This window comes from Dolichospermum heterosporum TAC447, from assembly GCF_024584745.1.
GTDB lineage: Bacteria > Cyanobacteriota > Cyanobacteriia > Cyanobacteriales > Nostocaceae > Dolichospermum > Dolichospermum heterosporum.
The window spans coordinates 278,657-301,058 of the sequence record NZ_CP099464.1; the positions used below are offsets into that span (position 1 = coordinate 278,657).

General features: G+C 37.1%; 21 protein-coding genes and 2 pseudogenes. 17 read left to right on the plus strand and 6 right to left on the minus strand.

The genetic code is table 11. The features are described from left to right. Nucleotide 1: 1 nt before the first annotated feature. A complete protein-coding gene (locus NG743_RS01265) occupies nucleotides 2-892 on the minus strand; it encodes a phosphatidate cytidylyltransferase (RefSeq protein WP_027400868.1) in 891 nt (296 codons plus the stop codon). 276 nt (nucleotides 893-1,168) lie between these two features. Next, nucleotides 1,169-1,771, minus strand: coding sequence for a precorrin-6Y C5,15-methyltransferase subunit CbiT (gene cbiT / locus NG743_RS01270; RefSeq protein WP_027400867.1), 603 nt, complete (start codon nucleotides 1,769-1,771; stop codon nucleotides 1,169-1,171). A 493-nt stretch (nucleotides 1,772-2,264) separates the two neighbouring features. Between cbiT and NG743_RS01275 the strand changes: the two are divergent. After that, nucleotides 2,265-2,669: pseudogene (locus NG743_RS01275) on the plus strand (serine/threonine protein kinase); the annotation flags it as partial. A 122-nt stretch (nucleotides 2,670-2,791) separates the two neighbouring features. Here NG743_RS01275 and NG743_RS01280 read toward each other — a convergent pair. Then, nucleotides 2,792-2,914, minus strand: coding sequence for a histone H1 (locus NG743_RS01280; protein ID WP_027400631.1), 123 nt, complete (start codon nucleotides 2,912-2,914; stop codon nucleotides 2,792-2,794). Nucleotides 2,915-3,045: 131 nt separating this feature from the next. Between NG743_RS01280 and NG743_RS01285 the strand changes: the two genes are divergently transcribed. The 16 genes and pseudogenes from NG743_RS01285 to NG743_RS01365 all read left to right on the plus strand — a co-directional run bounded on the left by NG743_RS01285 (nucleotide 3,046) and on the right by NG743_RS01365 (nucleotide 14,637). After that, nucleotides 3,046-4,521, plus strand: a complete 1,476-nt coding sequence (locus NG743_RS01285) for an RNA-guided endonuclease InsQ/TnpB family protein (protein WP_257121318.1) — start codon at nucleotides 3,046-3,048, stop codon at nucleotides 4,519-4,521. Between the two features lie 35 nt (nucleotides 4,522-4,556). After that, nucleotides 4,557-5,609, plus strand: a pseudogene (locus NG743_RS01290) (serine/threonine protein kinase); the annotation flags it as partial. Between the two features lie 40 nt (nucleotides 5,610-5,649). Then, on the plus strand, nucleotides 5,650-5,826 hold the full coding sequence (tatA, locus tag NG743_RS01295; protein WP_257121319.1) for a twin-arginine translocase TatA/TatE family subunit: 177 nt from the start codon (nucleotides 5,650-5,652) through the stop codon (nucleotides 5,824-5,826). Between the two features lie 396 nt (nucleotides 5,827-6,222). Continuing rightward, the gene (locus NG743_RS01300) at nucleotides 6,223-6,447 is read left to right on the plus strand and encodes a type II toxin-antitoxin system HicB family antitoxin (protein WP_027400865.1); all 225 of its coding nucleotides are present in this window, start codon (nucleotides 6,223-6,225) and stop codon (nucleotides 6,445-6,447) included. Further along, on the plus strand, nucleotides 6,440-6,676 hold the full coding sequence (locus NG743_RS01305) for a type II toxin-antitoxin system HicA family toxin (RefSeq protein ID WP_027400864.1): 237 nt from the start codon (nucleotides 6,440-6,442) through the stop codon (nucleotides 6,674-6,676). The genes NG743_RS01300 and NG743_RS01305 overlap by 8 nt, the downstream gene beginning before the upstream one ends. Next, nucleotides 6,669-7,505 carry a hypothetical protein gene (locus NG743_RS01310; RefSeq protein ID WP_257121320.1) on the plus strand — a complete coding sequence of 279 codons (837 nt, stop codon included), beginning with the start codon at nucleotides 6,669-6,671 and terminating at the stop codon, nucleotides 7,503-7,505. The genes NG743_RS01305 and NG743_RS01310 overlap by 8 nt, the downstream gene beginning before the upstream one ends. Nucleotides 7,506-7,511: 6 nt before the next feature. Beyond that, nucleotides 7,512-8,624 (plus strand): AAA family ATPase, encoded by a 1,113-nt coding sequence (locus NG743_RS01315; RefSeq protein ID WP_027400862.1) that lies wholly within the window; start codon nucleotides 7,512-7,514, stop codon nucleotides 8,622-8,624. Next, the gene (locus tag NG743_RS01320) at nucleotides 8,621-9,244 is read left to right on the plus strand and encodes a DUF4276 family protein (protein ID WP_039202756.1); all 624 of its coding nucleotides are present in this window, start codon (nucleotides 8,621-8,623) and stop codon (nucleotides 9,242-9,244) included. Before NG743_RS01315 ends, NG743_RS01320 begins: the two co-directional genes overlap by 4 nt. A gap of 60 nt (nucleotides 9,245-9,304) precedes the next feature. Further along, nucleotides 9,305-9,520, plus strand: coding sequence for a type II toxin-antitoxin system HicB family antitoxin (locus NG743_RS01325; RefSeq protein ID WP_051424211.1), 216 nt, complete (start codon nucleotides 9,305-9,307; stop codon nucleotides 9,518-9,520). Between the two features lie 78 nt (nucleotides 9,521-9,598). Next, nucleotides 9,599-9,889, plus strand: a complete 291-nt coding sequence (locus tag NG743_RS01330) for a hypothetical protein (RefSeq protein ID WP_027400859.1) — start codon at nucleotides 9,599-9,601, stop codon at nucleotides 9,887-9,889. Between the two features lie 257 nt (nucleotides 9,890-10,146). Further along, nucleotides 10,147-10,365 carry a type II toxin-antitoxin system HicB family antitoxin gene (locus tag NG743_RS01335; protein ID WP_027400858.1) on the plus strand — a complete coding sequence of 73 codons (219 nt, stop codon included), beginning with the start codon at nucleotides 10,147-10,149 and terminating at the stop codon, nucleotides 10,363-10,365. Between the two features lie 62 nt (nucleotides 10,366-10,427). Continuing rightward, nucleotides 10,428-10,580, plus strand: coding sequence for a hypothetical protein (locus NG743_RS01340; protein ID WP_257122187.1), 153 nt, complete (start codon nucleotides 10,428-10,430; stop codon nucleotides 10,578-10,580). 280 nt (nucleotides 10,581-10,860) lie between these two features. Further along, nucleotides 10,861-12,336, plus strand: coding sequence for an RNA-guided endonuclease InsQ/TnpB family protein (locus tag NG743_RS01350; protein ID WP_257121318.1), 1,476 nt, complete (start codon nucleotides 10,861-10,863; stop codon nucleotides 12,334-12,336). A gap of 34 nt (nucleotides 12,337-12,370) precedes the next feature. After that, nucleotides 12,371-12,469 (plus strand): type II toxin-antitoxin system HicA family toxin, encoded by a 99-nt coding sequence (locus tag NG743_RS01355; RefSeq protein WP_257122188.1) that lies wholly within the window; start codon nucleotides 12,371-12,373, stop codon nucleotides 12,467-12,469. A gap of 85 nt (nucleotides 12,470-12,554) precedes the next feature. Next, complete coding sequence (locus tag NG743_RS01360) at nucleotides 12,555-13,607, plus strand: dipeptide epimerase (protein ID WP_027400856.1); 1,053 nt, start codon at nucleotides 12,555-12,557, stop codon at nucleotides 13,605-13,607. Next, a complete protein-coding gene (locus NG743_RS01365; RefSeq protein ID WP_027400855.1) occupies nucleotides 13,591-14,637 on the plus strand; it encodes an N-acetyltransferase DgcN family protein in 1,047 nt (348 codons plus the stop codon). The genes NG743_RS01360 and NG743_RS01365 overlap by 17 nt, the downstream gene beginning before the upstream one ends. 46 nt (nucleotides 14,638-14,683) lie before the next feature. On the opposite strand, the gene NG743_RS01370 is transcribed toward NG743_RS01365, so the two are convergent. The 3 genes from NG743_RS01370 to lgt form a co-directional block, all read right to left on the minus strand. Next, complete coding sequence (locus NG743_RS01370) at nucleotides 14,684-20,095, minus strand: trifunctional serine/threonine-protein kinase/ATP-binding protein/sensor histidine kinase (protein ID WP_257121322.1); 5,412 nt, start codon at nucleotides 20,093-20,095, stop codon at nucleotides 14,684-14,686. A 285-nt stretch (nucleotides 20,096-20,380) separates the two neighbouring features. Further along, nucleotides 20,381-21,196, minus strand: a complete 816-nt coding sequence (cobM, locus tag NG743_RS01375; protein WP_027400853.1) for a precorrin-4 C(11)-methyltransferase — start codon at nucleotides 21,194-21,196, stop codon at nucleotides 20,381-20,383. 125 nt (nucleotides 21,197-21,321) lie between these two features. Continuing rightward, nucleotides 21,322-22,197: a prolipoprotein diacylglyceryl transferase gene (lgt, locus tag NG743_RS01380; RefSeq protein WP_027400852.1), complete on the minus strand. Its 876-nt coding sequence runs from the start codon at nucleotides 22,195-22,197 to the stop codon at nucleotides 21,322-21,324. Between the last annotated feature and the right edge of the window lie 205 nt (nucleotides 22,198-22,402).

Genomic DNA, 22,402 nt, shown 5'->3' on the forward strand with positions numbered 1-22,402 from the left:
ATTACAGCGTTTTTTCTAGTAAAGGTAAAAGTAAGGTGATGAAATAATACACTAGAGGAGCAGTGAAAATATAGCTATCTGTGCGATCTAAAATCCCTCCATGACCAGGGATCAATTGTCCTGAATCCTTGACACCAGCATCACGCTTCAGCAAAGATTCTGTTAAGTCACCTAACAAACTAGCAATACCAATAATTAGACCCAATGTGCAACCAGTGATTAACCAGTCGGGAAAATTGAGAAAGTAAGCTCCTGCGATCGCAACAGCTACACTAGCACTAATACCAAAAACTGCACCTTCTACGGTTTTTTTGGGACTAATATCTGATAACCGAGTTTTCCCGAAGAATTTACCAAAAGTATAAGCACCAATATCCGCAGCCCAAATACATAAGAACGTGAGGATAGTCGCAGTTAAACCTGTGGGAAAGGCAGTCAAATTGCCTTGTCCGATATCTTGCCAATTAGATGGCCAATAACCACCTAAAGGTAAATTACTGCTAATAGCATGATCAATACCCCGTAACCTGACCCAGTAACTTGGTAAGTAACCTACATAAAATAAACCCATAATAGAAGCGGAAATATCCGCAATGGTGGCTAATTTGGGTTGAAAAAGTAGGTAAAAACAAATAAGCGTCCCGGCTATGGGCATAATTGCATCAGCTAAACTACCATTCAGGGTACAAATTGCCAGTAGAACTTGACTAACAATCATGGTAGTTTTAACTGAGGGTGTTATGCCTCTAGAGCGGACTAAATTAAAATATTCTTGTTGACCTAAAAATACGACAATAGCGATCGCTATCGTAAAATACCAACCCCCCAATAGGGTTGTAGATAGCGCCATGATAATCGCAACAATTCCACTAATAATTCGAGACCAGGGCATAGGATAATATTTGGGATTTTAGATTTTGGATTTTGGATGCAACCCAAAACCGAAAACCGAAGGAATTTAACAATTTGTGGAAGTCCCCAGCTTCAATGTAATCCTAAGGTGGGGATTGTGAGCAGGGGATGAGGAATCGCCAGGATTTTTTGTAAGATATCGTGTATCTTGACCACCAATGCCGTAAGCGATAATCAAGCTGATAGGTAAGTGTCGCCGTTCTAGCGGCTATTCCCGATCAATTGGGAAGCTCCGTCCGTTTTACGGCGGAGTAGTTCACTCTAGTTTCTCACCACTGAGAATGAAAATAGGATCGGCTGCTACAAATGTTTGAGAATAGCCCCGTGTTTCTAAGCGATTAACTGCTGATTGGACAACTTCAATATTCCTAACTCTTAACTGAGAAAAGCTTTGAGAAATGGTATACAGATTTTCCAGATTAGCAGCAGTGGCGACCACTCGACCAGATGTTGGTAAATACTGCCATGCAGCTTGGACAATTTCCTGTATGGCTTTTCCTCCCTCAATGCAGATGCGATCAGGTGCTGACTTGATTTGGTCTAAGCATTCTGGAGCGCTACCTTCAATGACTTCGACATTTTTGACTTCAAAGCGATCGCAGTTGCGTCTAATTAGATTAGCAACATCCTCGTCCCTCTCGATAGCAATTACCCGTCCTTGGGGACACAATAAACCTACCTCTATAGGAATTGTACCTGTTCCTGCACCAATATCCCACAATACCGAATCAGCTTGTAGTCGTAATTGGGAAATCAACAACAATCTTAATTCTCGCTGACTCAGAGGAATACCTGGTAAATTCTCAAATAATTCGTCGGGAATACCTGGGGTGATGTAAGGCCAAAGTGGGGAAGGCATAAGCAATTAACAATTAACAATTAAAATTTAACAATTGGAAATAGGGACGATAATTTTGGTATTAAGTAGAGTTTGCTGAAAAAGTTATCTGTGAGGGCTAGAAGTAAGTAATGGGACAGAATTAGTTACACAATGTCATTGTAAATGGAACGAAGTGAAATGAAGCAATCGCCAGGGTTGTGATTGCTTCCCTTCGCTCGCAATGACTGTAAATATTTTTGTCCAATTACTTATGACTAACGCCACGCTGCGCTATCAGAAGTATGGCTAACACCACGCTGCGCTATCAGGAGGTAGAGGCGCAGGGACTGCGCCCATTCAGGAGTATGGCTAACACCACGCTACCAGCAAACCCTAAGTAGGTGAACACAATAAAACCAAACTGTGTAAAGAAACGTAAAATCGCTGAAAACTTCCTTACTCTTGCCTTGCTATAACGACAATTTTCAACGCCAACCTACCTAATACTGACAAGTGACATCAGGAAACTGCAATGATGAACAGGGAAATATTAGCTAATCGTTACGAACTTCAACAACAGCTAGGCAAAAAAGCCGGCAGAAGGACTTTTCTCGCTACTGATTTAGTAACTGGAAAATCGGTAATTGTCAAGTTACTTGCTTTCGGTAGTGATTTTGAATGGGATGATCTCAAGTTGTTTGAGAGAGAAGCCCAAACCTTAAAGTCTTTATCACATTCTCAGATTCCTGCCTACTTAGACTATTTTGAAGTAAATTCCGCTAAATATCAAGGATTTGCCCTTGTCCAAACTTATATACCAGCCCAAACTCTAGAGCAATATTTACAAACTGGGAGAAAATTTACAGAAATTGAAGTTAAAGAAATCGCTTCATCCGTTTTGGAGATTCTTATATATTTACATAATTTAAATCCACCAGGGGATCGCGGGAAGGCTGGGAGCCGCGTCTCTTTAGAGCGCGGGGGAAAGCCTACCCGTGCGGTTTTAACCGCTTCCAATATTCTCGATCATGATGCGGGTCATTAAATCTTTTCAACATTTTATTTCTCTCTAACTAATCTTTTTAAGGCTGACGAAAGACTCATTCCCCAACCTTGGGCGATATCCTCAAGTTTCTTTCTTTCAGTTTCATCTAGGTACACCGCTAGAGGTTTTTTCTTCATATACAATATTGGGTTGACATTACTGTAATACTGCCATATAATAGTTATATCGTCAATCACATCAACAAAATAAACCTGTGCAAATACGCTGGAGATTCAAGCTACAACCATCTATTGGGCAACAAGCCTTAATGTCTGAGTGGCTTGTTACTTTACGGAAACACAGAAATTATTGTTTGGCAGAACGTCAGCGCGGATTTGAAACTAATAACCAGAAATCAGACGAGTCAGTAATTTACCAATATGGTGCATTTTCAGACTTAGATACTCGTATTGAATATGGCTCTTATTGCCCTTTGACCTGCCCCGTCGTTAAGCATGGTGTAATGTCCTCTGGGTTAACAAAAAATAGTAAGAAGCATGGTTTAACCTGGGGTAGTGCGACTGATATTCAAGGCAAGAGAACAACTGAACTACGTTCTGAGTCTGAATGGTATAGCCGAATTAATTCAGATGTTTTACAAGGCAATTTAGCTAAATTAGATATTGCTTATAACGGATTTTTTCAACACAAAAGGGGTTTCCCTGCGTTTCGTAAAGCAGCCAACTTTAAAACATTTCAATTCAAGCCAGGACAAGTAAAATTAACTGTTAATCGTGAATCTAATCAGCCCCGATGCTATTCCCATGCCTACTTTCCTGGACTGGGGACTATGCGCTATTTTGATAGTCGTACTATTCCAATAGATGCTGATATTAGAACGGTGACAGTGATTAAAGAAGCTGACGGCTGGTACATGAGTGTATTACTCGAGTTACCTGAATCCCTACCTGAAGTTACAGAAATTGAAACCGTCAAATCAGCAGTAGGTATTGATGTAGGAATTAATAAATTAATTTCTTTGTCGGATGGTTCGTTTATTGAAAATCCTCAATTTGCAACTAATAAAAAAGTCCGCCGTCAATTAAGAATCAGACAGCGCCGAGTTAACCGCAAAATCAAGGGTTCTAATAATCGCAAAAAAGCCGGGAAAATAGTTGCCAAGCTACATAAAAAGATTGCAGATAAGCGAAATGATCATCAATGGAAAGCAGCCAATAAAGTTGTTAACACCGCTGAGGCAATTGTCCAAGAGGATCTAAATGTTAAGGCTATGAAGTCCCGCTGCAAACCCAAAAGGCAGCAAGGACGATTTATGGCTAATGGTCAATCTGCAAAACGTGGATTAAATCGCTCTATTTCTGATGCCAGTTGGGGCGAATTATTTTCTAAGATTGCTTGGCTGGCATTGAAGTCTGGTAAGCCAGTATTATCCGTTAATTCTAAATTTACTTCTCAAGAATGTTCGGCTTGTCATCATATTAGTAAAGCTAATAGAGATGGCGAAAAGTTCATTTGTGAAAACTGTGGTCATATTGACCATGCTGATACTCAGGCTTCTCGGACAATTTTACGAAGAGCTAATTTGAAATTCGTCAGCAACAGACGTAAAAAGCCGACGCACCAATCGTTAGTGCCTACTCCTGGACTGGGAGAAAGTAACGCCCTTTTATGCAACGATGCCGCCAGAAATGGCAAACGGCATCAGGCGGGGAACCGTACATCTAAGGTAATACCTGAAAAGCGGATATTATTCGAGCAGTTGTGTTTGCAATTATTCGATTAAGAATCCCCGTGTCTTTAGACCGGGGAGTGTCAACAGTTATCCACCGTGATCTTAAGCCTAGCAATATTTTATTAGGAGAGCGCTCTGGTAATAGCGTTGGTCCAGTTTATTTAATAGATTTTGGTTCAGTCCAGACCGTCCTAGCAACAGAAGGAGGGACAAGAACTGTTGTCGGAACTTATGGTTATATGCCACAGGAACAGTTTGGAGGGCGTACTGTTCCCGCTTCTGACCTTTATAGTTTAGGTGCAACTCTGATATATTTGGTAACGGGGACTCACCCAGCAGATTTACCCCAAAAGGATTTTTGCATTCAGTTTGAGCAAGCAACTAACCTGAGTCCCAGTTTAACCAACTGGCTAAAGTGGATGACACAAATTAGTTTAGAAAAACGCTTGAGTTCTGCAAGTGAAGCTTTGTCTGTTTTACAAAAGGATTTTTCCAGAGAAATCATCCCATTAGAATTAACACGAGGTGATTGGTATTGGGATAAGAATAATTGGACTCTCAAACAACAGCAGCAGCAGGACAAACCAGCGGGTAGTAAAGTTAAACTCACAAAAAATGAAGATGCTTTAGACATTACTATTCCTCCCGTTGGCTTTCAATCCTCAATGGTGTTTATGGGTTTTTTTGCCATATTTTGGAATTTATTTATCTTAGTTTGGACTATTGGCGCTCTTTCTGCACCTTTTCCCGGTAATATACCCTTTGCGTTGTTCTCCCTACCTTTTTGGGGTGTAGGTTTTTCGATGATTTACGGTATAGTATACGGCTTATTTGGTGGTGTCAGCATACATATAGATCAGCAACAAATTTCTCTTAATCACCAGTTAGGGAAATGGAAAATCCCCCGTTGTCGTTCAGTTTCCAGAGAAAGTATTAATAAACTGGTTTATACACCCCAATATTTTACTAAAGACTCAGACGGGAATAAAACTCAAGTACCTGCAAAATTGGTAATTTGGGCAGGGGTAGAAAAATTTGAGTTTAGTGTTAATAATTTTCCGATTAAATCGGTAGGAGAACTGGAATGGTTAGCCAGGGAATTAAGTCATTGGTTAAATATGCCAATTATAATAGAATAAATTCTATAGTTAATTACAGTGACTCAAGAGGAAAATCATCATGTTTGGATTAGGCTGGCCGGAAGTAGGGATTATTGCCATAGTTGCGATTTTGATTTTTGGACCGAAGAAAATTCCTGAATTGGGAGGAGTCTTGGGAAAAAGTCTCAGAAATTTCCAAGAAGGAATGAAAAAATCTAATGAAGATGATCATTCAGACAAAGAAAACTTCGATTAAGAAAAACAAATTATTTCCCAGAATAAATATCTTTAACTAGTACCGTGCAGCTTAAGTAAATGAACCATTTTCAAGCCTTGTAATCAACCAATTTCCGAGCTTTTAATAGTTATCTTATTTCCGCCAACCTGTGCTATAGGACTCCTATTTGATTTTTGAACGGAACTCGGTACACCTTTATATTCTTGAATCCTCTTACCTCTTGCATGATTGCCTCTTGCCTTCCTACGTAGGAAAATATGGCTAACGCCACGCTATGCCTGATGCCTCCGGCACGCTACCGCGAACGGCACACTGCGTGAACGCTATCAGGAATCAAACCGGATTCCTATAGATATGCAAAATAATGAACTATGATATAATAGTCAGTCATTAATCATCAAATAGAAGTTACTTATGTCCTATAAAGTTAGTATTGTCATTGAAAAAGATGAACATGGCTATTATGCTTATTGTCCTGAACTTCCTGGATGTCAATCTGAAGGTGATTCATTAGAAACAGTACAAGCAAATATCAAAGAAGCTGTTGAATTATATATAGAAACATTATCAGAATTTGAGAAACAAGCACTTCAGCACAAAGACATATTAACTATGACTTTGGAGGTGAAAGTTGCCTAAACTGCCGCGACTAACTGCCAAAGAATCTGAAAAATTACTATTAAATGCTGGTTTTATAGAAATGAGAAGCAAAGGTAGTCACAGAATTTATTTTCGAGAAAATGTTAGAGTAGTGATTCCTTTTCATTCAGGTAAGATTCTACATCCGAAAACAGTACAACAAGTTTTTACTGCTATTGAAGCTTTTGCAGTTGAGAACACAGAAGAAGAAATAAATAAAGATGACTAAGAATGTAAGTATTTATAATCAGTCAACTTCCGAGGTAGATGAAAAGTATCTGGAAGCATCCCAACAGTTGCAGCTAGATAAACAAACTTATGGTTCTGATTATATTCATCTTTATGTTGATGATATAGAAGGTGATTGGCTGGAAAATTGGGATTGGGAAGATGATTTAACAGATTATATAGATGCTTTTTATCATCATTGTCAGCAGGAGAATTATCAATTTGCTTTTGATACTTTAAAAGCTGGTGATGATTTGTTGAATCAGCCAGAGAATTATGAAAAATCTTTAGAACTTTATAGTTATTTAGTTGAAAGGTTAGAATTACAAGATGTAAAACAATCAGAAATAAATCATCAAGAGATTTTGAACTTAGCTAAACAACGGATTTTAGCTTTGCAAAATAATGAACAAGGAGAAAATATGTCAGAACAAATGATTTTTAAGATGCACGAGGAAAAAATTACTCGTTTAGAATATATACAAAAATTACTGGAGAAAATTTACAATGGAGTAATTAGAAAAACTTGGCAATTTCAAGGTGATTTTACGATACAGTTGATGGGTGATGTTTATAATCTAAGAGGAAAAGCTAGTAGTGGAGATTATGTAGTAAGGTTCGGAGCAGTCAAATGTTTTGACTCTTTTGATTATTACTTGTATATCATAAATGGTTCAAATCCAGAAGAAGAAATAGTTAATGAAAGAGAGAATTATAATAATCCAAATTTTAGCTATCAAGAATTTAACTTAATAAAGGAGTATTTGGAAAAAATTGAGAAAGCAAGCTGGCAAGTTAAGTTATCTGATTTAGATGCTTTACCTGAATAAAAAACTATGGCAAAGTTGATTAATAAAAAACAACTATCAAGGATTGTTTTGAAGGGCTTTAAATCTATTGCAGAATGTAATCTTGAACTTACTCAACTCAATATACTAATTGGCTGCAATGGCGCAGGAAAATCCAATTTTATCAGCTTTTTTCGCATGGTTCAAGAGATACTTGATGGACATTTGCAAGTTTTTGTTAGTCGTCAAGGTGGACCGGACACAATGCTGCATTTTGGTCGAAAAACAACTGAACAATTAGAGATTGAACTATATTTTGGCAATAATAGATACCTTGCCACTCTTGAACCAACTCAAGATAACCGTCTGATGTTTTCTAAAGAATCTTTTGGCTGGAGGAGTAGTGGTAACTCGATAATGCAAACACAAGCACTAATAGGTAGTGGTAATTTTGAAACTCAGGCTTTTAAAGGAACTGGGACAAAAAAGGATAAAGATATATTATCTACTATGCAGCAATGGCGAGTTTATCATTTTCATGACACCAGCGATAGTGCCTATGTAAAACAAGCTGCTCCTATTAATGATAATATTTATCTGCGTCCAGATGCTCGCAATTTGGCGGCTTTTTTGTATTTATTGAAAAATAACTATTCCCAATCTTATCAACAAATTGTTAAAACAATCAGACTTGTCGCACCGTTCTTTGGTGATTTTTTATTGCGTCCTTCTCCACACAATCAGGATCTAATAGAGTTAGAATGGTTTGAACAAGGTCAAGATATTCCTTTTAAAGCTCATTTGCTTTCAGATGGAACGCTGCGTTTTATATGTTTAGCAACGGTATTTTTACAACCTACTGTTTTACAACCAGAAACTATTTTAGTTGATGAACCAGAGTTAGGTCTTCATCCTTATGCAATTACTATTTTAGCATCTTTAATACGTGCTGCTTCTAGAGAAAAACAAGTAATTGTTTCTACTCAATCTGTAGAATTATTAAATGAATTTACAGCAAATGATGTGATTATTGTAGATAGAAAAGATGGTAAATCATTACTGCGTAGATTGGATGAGGATGATTTACAAGAGTGGTTAGAAGATTATACTTTAGGAGAATTGTGGAAAAAGAACATTATTGGAGGTAGACCTTCAAGATGATGCGAGTCAATATTTTTGTAGAAGGACAAACGGAAGAAACTTTTGTCAGAGAATTACTTTACAATCATTTTTTGCAACAAAACATATATGTTAATTCTATACTTCTAGGAGGTGCGGTAACTTATGGAAAAATCAGAAAAGAATTATATCGTAAATGTTCTGAAGATAGCACCGCTTTTGTAACTACGATGTTAGATTTGTATGGACTACCAAAAGATTTTCCCGGTAAAAGTTCTATTCCCACTACAGCTAATATTTTTGAGAAAGCTGAATATCTTGAACAACAAATGGGTGTAGATATTGGAGTCCAAAATTTTATTCCTAATTTATTGGTGCATGAGTTTGAGGGACTTCTCTATAGTAATCCACAATCTTTTTTAGGATGGTTTGATCAAAACATAGTAGAACAGCTACAGCGTGAACGTGAATCCTTTTCTTCACCTGAACATATTAATGATAGTCCGATAACAGCACCTTCTAAACGTATTCTTCGATGTTGTCCTGGATATGATAAACCGTTACATGGTTCTTTAATTGCTATGGATATCGGATTGGATACAATACGTAAACAGTGTCAGCATTTCGATAAATGGTTAACAAAACTGGAAAACATTAAGTAGTTAACTATTTTGTCAGAATCAGGATGTCTAGGATTTAAGGATTTACAGGATGGAAATTTTATGAATAACAATGTAGATATAGGACTCGTGCTGTTATCTCATGGTGAAGATGGGTATTTTGTTGTCGAAGTACCCAGTTTACCCGGTTGTATTAGTCAGGGTAAGACTCGTGAAGAAGCTTTAGCTAACATAGAAGAGGCAATATCTCTCTACATTGAAGTTTTGCAAGACAGAAATGAACCTATTCCAGAAGATACGGTATTGATGGGATATTAATCTGAAATACCCTTTTTGATACAATTGAGATCCAAAATCGCATAAAATTAACAAAACAACCCCGAATGGAGATTTAACTTGTCGGCATATAGGACTAGATTACAAGCAAACGAGATTAAGCTCAGACTACAACCTTTAAGACGTGCATCTCTGTTTAGAGGAGAAATTGAATTGGCAGTTAGGATTAAAGAAATTCTAAATACACTATCTAAATATAAAAATGAACTTCTTGATAAAAAACGGTTTTTAATAGACTTTCTGAATGAATTTTATTACGATATCCAAACTTATCTATATACCATCCAACCACTTTTAAATTTATCCCCAGGAGACATAGAAAAATTTTCTGGTTTAGGACTTAACTTATAGTGATGAATCTAAATCAGATTGCCAAGAGTAGAATACTGTAAATTGCATCATAATGTATATTGTTGGAAGTTTCTTTATATCGTAAACATTTTACATCACGGTTTGTAATTTGCATAATCAACATAGTATTTCAAACATCCAACTCAATGTAAAATACACCAAGCAAACTGGCAAATGAAGTTATATGATATAAATGATTTACCAGAATAAAATATTTGTAACTAGGTTTGTTATTTCATGGAGAACTTGATTGAACTATGGTAACAATAAAATCTCAACGGAAAGTGCTGTTATCTCATGGTGAAGATGGGTATTTTGTTGTCGAAGTACCCAGTTTACCCGGTTGTATTAGTCAGGGTAAAACTCGTGAGGAAGCTTTAGCTAATATAGAAGAGGCAATATCTCTCTACATTGAAGTTTTGCAAGACAGAAATGAACCTGTTCCAGAAGATACAGTTGAGGTTGTGCTGGTGTGAGTAAATTACCTATAATCTCAGGTTTAGAGTGTGTAAAAGCACTAGAAAAAATCGGCTTTGTTGTGGATAGGCAAAGAGGAAGTCACATTATAATGGTTCGTGAAGAACCTAGAACCACCAGGGGATCGCGGGAAGGCTGGGAGCCGCGTCTCTTTAGAGCGCGGGGGAAAGCCTACCCGTGCGGTTTTAACCGCTTCCAATATTCTCGATCATGATGCGGGTCATTAAATCTTTTCAACATTTTATTTCTCTCTAACTAATCTTTTAAGGCTGACGAAAGACTCATTCCCCAACCTTGGGCGATATCCTCAAGTTTCTTTCTTTCAGTTTCATCTAGGTACACCGCTAGAGGTTTTTTCTTCATATACAATATTGGGTTGACATTACTGTAATACTGCCATATAATAGTTATATCGTCAATCACATCAACAAAATAAACCTGTGCAAATACGCTGGAGATTCAAGCTACAACCATCTATTGGGCAACAAGCCTTAATGTCTGAGTGGCTTGTTACTTTACGGAAACACAGAAATTATTGTTTGGCAGAACGTCAGCGCGGATTTGAAACTAATAACCAGAAATCAGACGAGTCAGTAATTTACCAATATGGTGCATTTTCAGACTTAGATACTCGTATTGAATATGGCTCTTATTGCCCTTTGACCTGCCCCGTCGTTAAGCATGGTGTAATGTCCTCTGGGTTAACAAAAAATAGTAAGAAGCATGGTTTAACCTGGGGTAGTGCGACTGATATTCAAGGCAAGAGAACAACTGAACTACGTTCTGAGTCTGAATGGTATAGCCGAATTAATTCAGATGTTTTACAAGGCAATTTAGCGAAATTAGATATTGCTTATAACGGATTTTTTCAACACAAAAGGGGTTTCCCTGCGTTTCGTAAAGCAGCCAACTTTAAAACATTTCAATTCAAGCCAGGACAAGTAAAATTAACTGTTAATCGTGAATCTAATCAGCCCCGATGCTATTCCCATGCCTACTTTCCTGGACTGGGGACTATGCGCTATTTTGATAGTCGTACTATTCCAATAGATGCTGATATTAGAACGGTGACAGTGATTAAAGAAGCTGACGGCTGGTACATGAGTGTATTACTCGAGTTACCTGAATCCCTACCTGAAGTTACAGAAATTGAAACCGTCAAATCAGCAGTAGGTATTGATGTAGGAATTAATAAATTAATTTCTTTGTCGGATGGTTCGTTTATTGAAAATCCTCAATTTGCAACTAATAAAAAAGTCCGCCGTCAATTAAGAATCAGACAGCGCCGAGTTAACCGCAAAATCAAGGGTTCTAATAATCGCAAAAAAGCCGGGAAAATAGTTGCCAAGCTACATAAAAAGATTGCAGATAAGCGAAATGATCATCAATGGAAAGCAGCCAATAAAGTTGTTAACACCGCTGAGGCAATTGTCCAAGAGGATCTAAATGTTAAGGCTATGAAGTCCCGCTGCAAACCCAAAAGGCAGCAAGGACGATTTATGGCTAATGGTCAATCTGCAAAACGTGGATTAAATCGCTCTATTTCTGATGCCAGTTGGGGCGAATTATTTTCTAAGATTGCTTGGCTGGCATTGAAGTCTGGTAAGCCAGTATTATCCGTTAATTCTAAATTTACTTCTCAAGAATGTTCGGCTTGTCATCATATTAGTAAAGCTAATAGAGATGGCGAAAAGTTCATTTGTGAAAACTGTGGTCATATTGACCATGCTGATACTCAGGCTTCTCGGACAATTTTACGAAGAGCTAATTTGAAATTCGTCAGCAACAGACGTAAAAAGCCGACGCACCAATCGTTAGTGCCTACTCCTGGACTGGGAGAAAGTAACGCCCTTTTATGCAACGATGCCGCCAGAAATGGCAAACGGCATCAGGCGGGGAACCGTACATCTAAGGTAATACCTGAAAAGCGGATATTATTCGAGCAGTTGTGTTTGCAATTATTCGATTAAGAATCCCCGTGTCTTTAGACCGGGGAGTGTCAAAATATCTGTACCAGATCATAAAGAACTAGATAGAGGTACTTTGCGTGGGATTATTCGACAAGCGGGTTTGAGTGTGGATGAATTTATTGAACTATTGTGAAATAGCAACAAAGCCATAACCTGAACATTTTCCCACTCATTTTATAATTTCTATTTCTTGTAACTATTCCCTAATTAATATATTTATGCAAATCAACTTTCAAACCTTTACAGTTAACAAACGATTTCCCCTCACAATTAGTCGGGGGACAACAGCACAAACAACAAATATCTGGTTACAAATTACCGCAGAAGGAATTACAGGTTGGGGAGAAGCATCTCCTTTTGGTGTAGGCAACCATAGGCAATCTACGGAGAAAATCCAGGAAACTTTGCAGCAAATCATACCTACTTTACAAAAATATAGCCCTTGGCAACGGCAGGAAATTGAGGCACTATTAGAACAAATGCAAATTCCGTCCGCAGTCAAAGCGGCTGTGGATATGGCATTACATGATTGGTTGGGTAAGCGTGTGAATTTGCCATTGTGGCAACTGTGGGGACTGGATAAAAATGCGATCGCCCCAACATCGGTAACAATTGGCATTAATTCCCCAGCAGGTGCAAGGGCAAGGACGGGAGACTGGTTACAATTTATGGATGTGCAGTTGTTAAAAGTCAAATTAGGTTCAACCGAGGGAATAGAAGCAGATCAAAAAATGCTCTTAGCGGTACGGGAAGAAGCGGACGGAAAAGATATATTTGTTGATGCTAACGGAGGTTGGAATTTAACCGATGCTGTAAATATGTGTAATTGGTTGGCTGATTTGGGAATAAAGTATGTAGAACAGCCATTAGCAAGGGGTGAAGAAGCAAATTTAGCCGAATTGAAAAAACATTCCCCGTTACCAATTTTTGTAGATGAAAGTTGCTTTACCAGTGCGGATATTCCCCAATTAGCTAATCATGTTGATGGCATTAATATCAAATTAATGAAATCTGGGGGAATCACTGAAGCCATGCGGATGGTGCATACAGCCAAAGCCCATAATTTACAAGTCATGTTTGGCTGTTATTCTGATAGTTGTCTTGCTAATACCGCCGCTTTACAACTTGCACCACTGGCTGATTATTTGGATTTAGATAGTCACTTAAATCTAATTGATGATCCTTTTACTGGTGCAGTGGTAGAAAATGGGCGAGTTTTGCCGAATAATTTACCTGGTTTGGGAGTGAAACACTGTGCGTCTGTCGCTTAATCAAAAAATAGCAATTCTTCTTCATGAGGGAATTACTGGAGTTCAAGGAAAAACAGGGTTGTCAATTTTACGCTACAGCGAGTCCCCCATTGTGGCGGTGATTGACAGAGAATCTGTAGGTAAGTCTTTAGTCGAGTTAACAGGTATTCAGCGAGATGCGCCAATTGTGGCATCTGTGACAGCAGCTTTACAGTATAAACCGGAAGTTCTAGTAATTGGGATTGCACCTAAAGGTGGTGCTGTTCCTGATGATTATTGGCTGGATATCAAAGATGCCCTCAAGGCGGGAATGTCTTTGGTAAATGGGTTACATACACCAATGGCAAATATACCGGAGTTAAATGCCCTCCTGAAACCAGGACAATTAATTTGGGATGTCCGCAAAGAACCAGCTAATTTAGATGTAGCCTCGGCAATGGCGCAAACTCTGCCCTGTCGGCGGGTGTTGACGGTGGGAACGGATATGGCTATTGGTAAAATGTCTACCAGTTTGGAATTACACCGGGTGGCTAAGTTGCGGGGTATCCGTTCTAAGTTTTTGGCTACTGGTCAAACTGGGTTAATGTTGGAAGGGGAAGGGGTGGCTTTAGACGCTGTGCGGGTGGATTTTGCTGCGGGTGCGGTGGAACAGTTGGTGATGCGTTTTGGTCAACATTACGACATTTTGCAAATTGAGGGGCAAGGTTCTCTTTTACACCCTGGCTCAACGGCTACTTTACCGTTAATTCGCGGTTCTCAGCCTACACATTTAATATTGGTGCATCAAGCAGGACAAACCCATAACCGGAATAATCCTCATATACCAATTCCAGCGTTATCTGAGGTGATTCGGATGTATGAAATTGTTGCTAGTGGTGCGGGGGCTTTTCGTCCTGTTCCTGTGGTGGGAATTGCTTTGAATACTCGGAATTTGGGGGAAGTGGAGGCGAAAAATGCGATCGCTCAAATTATAGCAGAAACTAAGTTACCTTGTACAGATCCTGTTCGGTTTGGGGCTGGGTTATTATTGGATGCTGTTATGCAGAGTTGAATATTTTTTTGCACGCAGAGGCGCAGAGGCGCGGAGAGTAGGCGTTTTATGGTTGGTGGAGTTTTATGGGAATTTCAATGATAAATTCTGTTCCTTTTCCGGGTGCAGAGATACAATCTAATTTACCACTGTGTTTATCTACGATAATTTGATAACTGATTGATAGTCCTAAACCTGTACCTTCTCCTACAGGTTTGGTGGTGAAAAAAGGATCAAATATGCGTTGTTTAATTTCGGGTTTTATCCCCATACCATTATCTTTAATGGCAATTTGTACCCAATTATTATTAATGATTTGAGTGCGAATAATGATCTGGTGAGGATTATTCTTGAGTTCTGCGGTAGATAAACTTTTTTCACGCTGTTTGAGAACATCAATGGCATTACTAATGATATTCATAAATACCTGATTTAGTTGAGAAGCATAACATTGGACTAAGGGAAGATTACTATAATTTTTAATGACTACATTCCTAGAATAGCCTAACTTTTCTTGGAATCGAGTTTCTAAAATCATTAATGTACTATCAATTCCCTCATGGATATCTACAGGTTTCATTGCGGACTCGTCAAGACGGGAAAAATTACGTAAACTTAAAATAATCTTCCGAATCCGTTCTGAACCTACCGTCATTGAATCAAGAATTCTAGGTAAATCTTGAATAACAAAATCAAAATCATTGTCTTGTTTATATTTTTCAATAGTAGCTGAGTGACTAGGATATTCTTGTTGATATATATTCAGTAAATTGATAATAGATTCAGTATAATTACTAGCGTGTTCAATATTCGCATAGATAAAATTGACGGGGTTATTAATTTCATGGGCAATACCCGCAACCATTTGTCCTAAACTGGACATTTTCTCCGTTTGAATTAATTGTGATTGTGTGGCTTTTAATTCATTCAATGTTTGTTCTAAGTGCAGATTTTTTTCATTGAGTTCCTGAGTTCTTTGGGTGACTTTTTCTTCTAAATTACTATAGAGTTGGGCATTTTCTAGGGAAATAGCAGCTTGAGAAGATAGGAGATTTAATATTCTTAATCTGTCAATAGTGAAAGCACCCACAGTTAGATTATTTTCTAAATAAATAATACCAATTAATTGCCCTTTATTCAAAATAGGATTGCATAATATGGATTTAGATTGATGCTGAATAATGTATGAATCATTGGCAAAATTCTGATCATTTGTAGCATCACTAATTAATAAATATTCTTGCATATTTGCTACATAATTAATAATACTTAATGGTAAATCTTGGCTATCGTTAATTGGTGTAGTAGAAAATTTACATTCATGTTCATTCATACATTGAGCTACTAATATTAAATTTCCCTCTTTTTGCAAAATTAATGCAGATTTATTGGCGGCAACATTCTCTGATATTACCTGCATGAGAGTATATAATAACTTATCTATCTGAATTTCTGAAGCAATGGCTAAGGATGCTTTAGTCACAGTTTCTAAATCTAATAATGCAGAAACACCTGTCAAACTAGGTTTACTAATAAGTGTACTTACTTCACCGGCTGTTAATTTAGTTTTAGTTTGATTAATAATAGGTTCAAGCAAATGAGGATAGGTTGTTTCTAAACTCTCAATTTTAGCCCTAGCTCCCCAATTAGCATAACAATAATAAGCATCTATTAAATAAGTTTTAGCAATTTTCTCTTTATTAAAGCTCAGGTAAAATTTAGCTGCTAGTTCATTAGCTAGTGCTTCTTCATGAAGATATTTGTGTTTTTTAGCTCCAATAATTGCTTGGTCATAAAGCTCTATTGCTTGCCAATTATTTCCTAACACTCTCGCTTTTTCTGCTTCTATTAATTCATATTTATGTTGAAAATTTATGGGTGCATGAACAGCCCAATTTTTCATTTTCTCTTGATTGGATAAAACCTTTTCTAAATATTGTTTTTGTCCACTCACAGACTGCTGATCATATTCAGCTAAAAGAGATAAAGAATAATAAAAATTATATTGACTCGTAGTAACTTGTCCCACCACACATTCTAAATAAGCTTCACCTTGAATCCCATTTTCAACAGCAATACTGGTTAAACCAGAGAAGTAATAAAATATGGTTTTTGCTAAATATAATGAAAATAGTGTAGTTGAGGATTTAGATGAGATCAAAATTGGTAATATTTGAGATTCATCAAATAACTCACCATCAAATGTTTGTTTGGTTTCATTAATTTCTGCAAGATTAAAAACTAGCTGATACCATAGCTTATGTAGTAAAACAGTACCTTCTTGCTTCAAACTATACATTAAAAGTATATGACTTTTTAACTGCTCAAATACATAGGATAAGTTTTCACCACTGAAAATCATATTCATGTTATACATTGACGAGCAGTAACCAGAATATTCTAAATCTCCAGTTTCTATTCCGCTTTGTAAGGCTTCTTGTAAGCTACTTACTACTGTTTTGAGATGTTTTTTCCAAAATAGGACATTGCAAGCCCACATTAGCATAACTCGACATTTAACTGTTCTACCATCAAATTTATCTAATATATTTAAAGCTAATTCACCATAACGATATCCAGTTTCAATATCTGCAAAAAAACCGCAGAGTATCACCCCATAATTCACATATCCAGGAGCAGAAAATGGGGAATTACCATATTTTACTGATAGATTGATCATGGTAAAGATAATAACTGGGAATAATTCTGGATCAACAAAATAACTAGCAGCAGTCAGATTAGTTAAAATCCGCATCACCGCGAGTTTATCAGTAGCTATCATCTCTGGTAAATTGATTAAATCATCAACATTTAAGTTTTGTGGAGGTGTTTTTTCTAAATTTACTCCCAGCAAGTTGACTAAATTCAACCCTGTCTCTATTGCTCTTTGTAGTTGCAATTGAGACATATAGATTTGTATTTGTGCTTCATACACTTTTACTTGATCTATAAGACTGGTAGTATTTTGTTTAACTACTTCTATATATATTTCTGCTTGCTCAAAATCAACATTTAAATATTCTGCTTCTGCGATTTCTGTGTAAATATTTAAAGTTAATTCATACTCATCTTCCCAACTATTTACTGCTAAAAGTTCCAAGCCTACCTTTAAATATCTAATAGCAGATTCATAAGCGGTAGAAGATTTTGCTTTACAACCAGCAATTAAATTTAATTTAGCTAATTCATATCTTTCTGACTGATTAGTAATTAATTCGACCCCAATATTTAACTGGTTAACTATCTCAAATATCTTCTCTTCCAGTTCCGCAACGTCGGTATTTTTTAATAGTAACTGACCAATTTTTAAGTGCATTGCTGATTTATCAACATCAGAAATTAGGACATAAGCTGCTTGCTGAACTCGGTCATGAAAAAATTTATATTTAGCAAAAATTAATTCAGTGTTATTAACCGGTAAATTTAAGTTAAAAACATCAAATACTGATTCTTCGCCCGTAAAAAATTTATATGCTTCATTTTGGGGAATAATCAGTTCTTCTTGCAAAGCATCCCATAATTCAGCCGCTATTTGTATTTGGGATTTTTCGCAAACTATAGCCAGGGTAGATAAATCAAATTGGTTGCCAATACAAGCAGCTATTTTTAAAATATCTTGAGTATTTTTAGGTAATTTTTGTAATTGGATTTTAAGAAAATTAACAATATCATCATTATGATATAAGGCTTTGGCTGCATTTATATCACACTGCCAATAACCAAGGCTAAAATTAAAAGTAATTAATCCATCTTCATGTAATGATTTAAGTAACTGATTGGTAAAAAATGGATTACCTTGAGTGGTTCTTAAAAGTAGTTCTGTTAGGTCTTGGTTATGTAATTTCGGACAAGATAGAGTATCTGTAACTAATAGTCTAATATGAGATTTATCTAAAGCTTGCAAAATAATCTGATTAATTGTGATATTTTCTTGACGAATATCATCTAAAGTTGTGATTAAAGGATGTCCCGGATTGACTTCATTATCTCGATATGCTCCAATTAATAATAAATATCTTGTGTATTTTTCACACATTAATAATTTTATTAATTTTAAAGAAGCTATATCAGCCCATTGTAAATCATCTAAGAAAATGACTAATGGATGTTCACCTGTAGCAAATACCTGAATAAACTTACTAAATAATAAATTAAAGCGATTTTCTGAAGCATTTCCCGTCAGTTCAGGAACTGGTGATTGCTGACCAATAATATTTTCTAGTTCAGGAATGACATCAATAATTACCTGTGCTTGTTCTCCCAAAGCTGATAATATCTGAATCTTCCACTCTTGTAACTGTACTGTATTTTCAGTTAGCAGTTGTCTCATGAGACTGCGAAATGCTTGCACTAATGCAGAAAAGGGAATATTTCGCTGAAATTGATCATATTTACCAGAGATAAAATAACCTTTTTTCCGCACAATTGGTTTATGAACTTCATTAACGACAGCAGTTTTACCAATCCCAGAAAAACCTGCCACTAACATTAATTCTTTATTACCAGCACTGACGTTCTCAAAAGCCTTTAATAAAGTAATAATTTCCTGTTCTCTACCATATAGTCTGTTATGAATCAGAAACCTATCACTGATATCTCGTTTTGCTAATTCAAAGTTATTAATTTCACCTTCAGTTAATAACATTTTTTGACATATTTCTAGATCATATCTAATTCCTCTAGCTGTTTGATATCTATCATCAGGGTTTTTTGCCATTAACTTAGTAATGACATCTGCTAAAACTTGAGGAATTTGGGGATTAATTTCTCTAGCATTAATAGGTTCTTTTGCCAGATGGTAATATATCAATTCTAAATGGTTTGGACTATAAAAAGGTAATTGTCCTGTGAGTAATTCATAAAAAGTTACTCCTAAAGAATAAAAATCAGTACGGTAATCTATGCCTCTATTCATTCTTCCCGTTTGTTCTGGAGACATATAGGTAAGTGTCCCTGATAATACATTCGGGCTTTTGATGTCCGCAGTTTCTTTAGGTAATAGGGAGGAAATACCAAAATCTATCAGCTTGATTTCCTGAGTTTGGGGATTAATTAGAATATTTCTCGGCTTAATATCTTTATGAATAATTTTCTTGGCATACAAAAACTCTAATGCTTTAGTAATTGCGATCGCAATAGATATAAAAGAGTTAATATCTAATTTTTGTAAATTGGTATATTCACTCAACGATATACCACTAAAATCTTCTAAGATTATGGCATAACTATTACCATATTTTTCTAGGGCATAACATTTAATAATATTTGGGTGATCTATTTGTTGACTAATAGCAAATTGATTTTTAAATGCTATTAAATCCTGCAACCGGGGATATTCTGCGTTGAGAATCTTGATAATAACTGAAATCTGTGTTGTTTGCTGTTGACCACGATAAACTGTAGTTTTTTTACTAGCATAAATAAGCTCAGTAATTGTATACCCAGGAATAGTAACTATACAGATATTACTTTTGTTCATCTTGTTTTTTCAGAGATATTCCATCTTCAGGGGGGGTGGGGGGGAGGGGAGGTGGGGGAGGTGGGGGAGGTAGGGGAGGTGGGGGAGGTGGGGGAGGTGGGGGAGGTGGGGGAGGTGGGGGAGGTGGGGGAGGGGAGAACAGAAGTTTTTTTTTATTACCCGTCAAAATTTATTTGACGAACTACTTAGTACAAAACGGCGTAAATAAACCAACCATTCTAAATCCTCCAAAAGCCTATACTGTCTTTATTTTGACTTTTGACTTTTGACTTCCGCCTTGCGGTACTAGCCAAGATTATGGGATGCACGGAATAAATGATTATGTTCGGGGTGATACAAGCGGGAGCGCCCACTTACTGGTAGTAGTGCGGGACTGATGACATAAAGTGTAGTTCGCCGTAATTTTTCTTCATGGGTACAATCTGCGATTTGTGCTAAATTTACAACCCGGATTTTTTCATCTGGCCAGCCTAAGCGATAGCAAATTGCTACTGGAGTATCTGGATCATAATGTTCTAATAATTTCTCTTGGGCTTCAGTAATATGACTCACACTTAAATATAAACATAAACTGGCACGATGGGCGGCTAAAGCTGCTAACTCTTCAGTATCAGGGACATGGGTACGACCGCTAATGCGAGTGAGAATAATAGTTTGGACTAAACCAGGAACAGTTAACTCTATTTTCAATTTAGCTGCGGCAGCTTGAAAGGCACTGATACCAGGGATAACTTCAAAAGGAATATCCGCATCGGCTAATAGCTGCATTTGTTCATGAATAGCACTATACAGACTAGGATCACCAGAATGTAGCCTGACTACTGATTTATGCGATCGCACGGCATCAATCATCAATGGTAAAATTTCTTCCAAAGTCCGATTTGCCGTTTTGATAATTTCCGCATCTGCACGACAAATATCTAAAATCTGTTCGGGAATTAAAGAATCTGCAAATAAAATCACATCAGCCGCAGCCAACAACTTTTGCGCCCTAACCGTTAATAAATCAGGATCTCCTGGTCCGGCACCAACAATATAAACCGCAGATTCTAAGGCATTGGGATACTTAGAAAAACTCAAATTACTAGTAGATTCACTCATCAATTTTCCCCTTCAAAACCCTGCAAAAAAAAACTTTTAGCATTTCCTGAGTAATATCCGGATTCAGCCACTTTGCCTAGTAGAAATAGATGGTAGATGCACCCTGGTTAAGCCCTGGAGATTAATTACTCCGGGGCATTTTTTTCTCCATTCACTGAAGAAACAACATCAGGTAAAGAACGCTTGAATATATACAGCCAAGCTAAACCAAATAATCCTAAAGTCATTCCCCCTAAACTTACCATTTGTGCCATCCGTAAAGGTCCTAGCATTAAGCTATCTGTGCGTAAACCTTCAATCCAAATCCGTCCCAAGCTATAGGCAACCCAGTAAACTAAAAATAACGTTCCTACCTTCAACCGGGGTTTTTTAGATAAAGCTCGAAAAAACAAAGTTAGCAACAATGCAAACACCATTAAATTCCACAACGATTCATACAGAAAAGTGGGATGGAAATATTCAAAATTCACGAAATCCAAAGGACGACGATCTGGGGGAATATATAATTTCCAAGGTAAATTAGTTGGTCTGCCAAAAGCTTCCGAGTTGAAAAAATTTCCCCACCGACCAATGGCTTGCCCTAGTATTAAGGAAGGAGCAACCAAATCAGTCAATTGCCAAAAAGATACCTGATTCAATCTAGCAAAAATTAACGCCGCGATCGCACCGCCAATAATTGCCCCATGAATAGCAATACCCCCTTGCCAAATTGCAATTATCCGTTCCGGGTGTTGAGAATATTCTGTCCACTGAAACAAAACATAATACAACCTAGCGGCAGGAATAGCCCCAATCACCAACCAAATTGATAAATCACTGATTAAATCTGGATTCAGATGACGACGCTTGGCTAAGTATTGAGAAAGACTAACACCAAGTAACACAGCAGAAGCAATCAACAACCCATACCAACGAATAACAATTGGTCCCAATTTAACCACAATCGGACCAGGAGAAGTAAATAAAAACCCCAAAGGCAAAACAGAAAAATCCACTACCATACAAAACTACCTATAGGAATTTGAAATCTATGGAGATGAAACACAATAATATAGTACGTCTTAGTCACTATAGCGATAAGTAATTCAGCAAAATTAAAATCATTAGTCATTAGTCATTGGTCATTGGTCATTGGAATAATTCTTTCCCCCCTGCCCCCTGCCCCCTACCCCCTACCCCCTACCCCCTGCCCCCTACCCCCTGCCC

Coding starts and splice junctions, on each gene's coding strand:
- NG743_RS01265 (WP_027400868.1), bottom strand. CDS start 892: ATGCCCTGGTCTCGAATTATTAGTGGAATTGTTGCGATTATCATGGCG.
- cbiT (WP_027400867.1), bottom strand. CDS start 1,771: ATGCCTTCCCCACTTTGGCCTTACATCACCCCAGGTATTCCCGACGAA.
- NG743_RS01280 (WP_027400631.1), bottom strand. CDS start 2,914: ATGAAGAAAAAACCTCTAGCGGTGTACCTAGATGAAACTGAAAGAAAG.
- NG743_RS01285 (WP_257121318.1), top strand. CDS start 3,046: ATGTCTGAGTGGCTTGTTACTTTACGGAAACACAGAAATTATTGTTTG.
- tatA (WP_257121319.1), top strand. CDS start 5,650: ATGTTTGGATTAGGCTGGCCGGAAGTAGGGATTATTGCCATAGTTGCG.
- NG743_RS01300 (WP_027400865.1), top strand. CDS start 6,223: ATGTCCTATAAAGTTAGTATTGTCATTGAAAAAGATGAACATGGCTAT.
- NG743_RS01310 (WP_257121320.1), top strand. CDS start 6,669: ATGACTAAGAATGTAAGTATTTATAATCAGTCAACTTCCGAGGTAGAT.
- NG743_RS01315 (WP_027400862.1), top strand. CDS start 7,512: ATGGCAAAGTTGATTAATAAAAAACAACTATCAAGGATTGTTTTGAAG.
- NG743_RS01320 (WP_039202756.1), top strand. CDS start 8,621: ATGATGCGAGTCAATATTTTTGTAGAAGGACAAACGGAAGAAACTTTT.
- NG743_RS01325 (WP_051424211.1), top strand. CDS start 9,305: ATGAATAACAATGTAGATATAGGACTCGTGCTGTTATCTCATGGTGAA.
- NG743_RS01335 (WP_027400858.1), top strand. CDS start 10,147: ATGGTAACAATAAAATCTCAACGGAAAGTGCTGTTATCTCATGGTGAA.
- NG743_RS01350 (WP_257121318.1), top strand. CDS start 10,861: ATGTCTGAGTGGCTTGTTACTTTACGGAAACACAGAAATTATTGTTTG.
- NG743_RS01360 (WP_027400856.1), top strand. CDS start 12,555: ATGCAAATCAACTTTCAAACCTTTACAGTTAACAAACGATTTCCCCTC.
- NG743_RS01370 (WP_257121322.1), bottom strand. CDS start 20,095: ATGAACAAAAGTAATATCTGTATAGTTACTATTCCTGGGTATACAATT.
- cobM (WP_027400853.1), bottom strand. CDS start 21,196: ATGAGTGAATCTACTAGTAATTTGAGTTTTTCTAAGTATCCCAATGCC.
- lgt (WP_027400852.1), bottom strand. CDS start 22,197: ATGGTAGTGGATTTTTCTGTTTTGCCTTTGGGGTTTTTATTTACTTCT.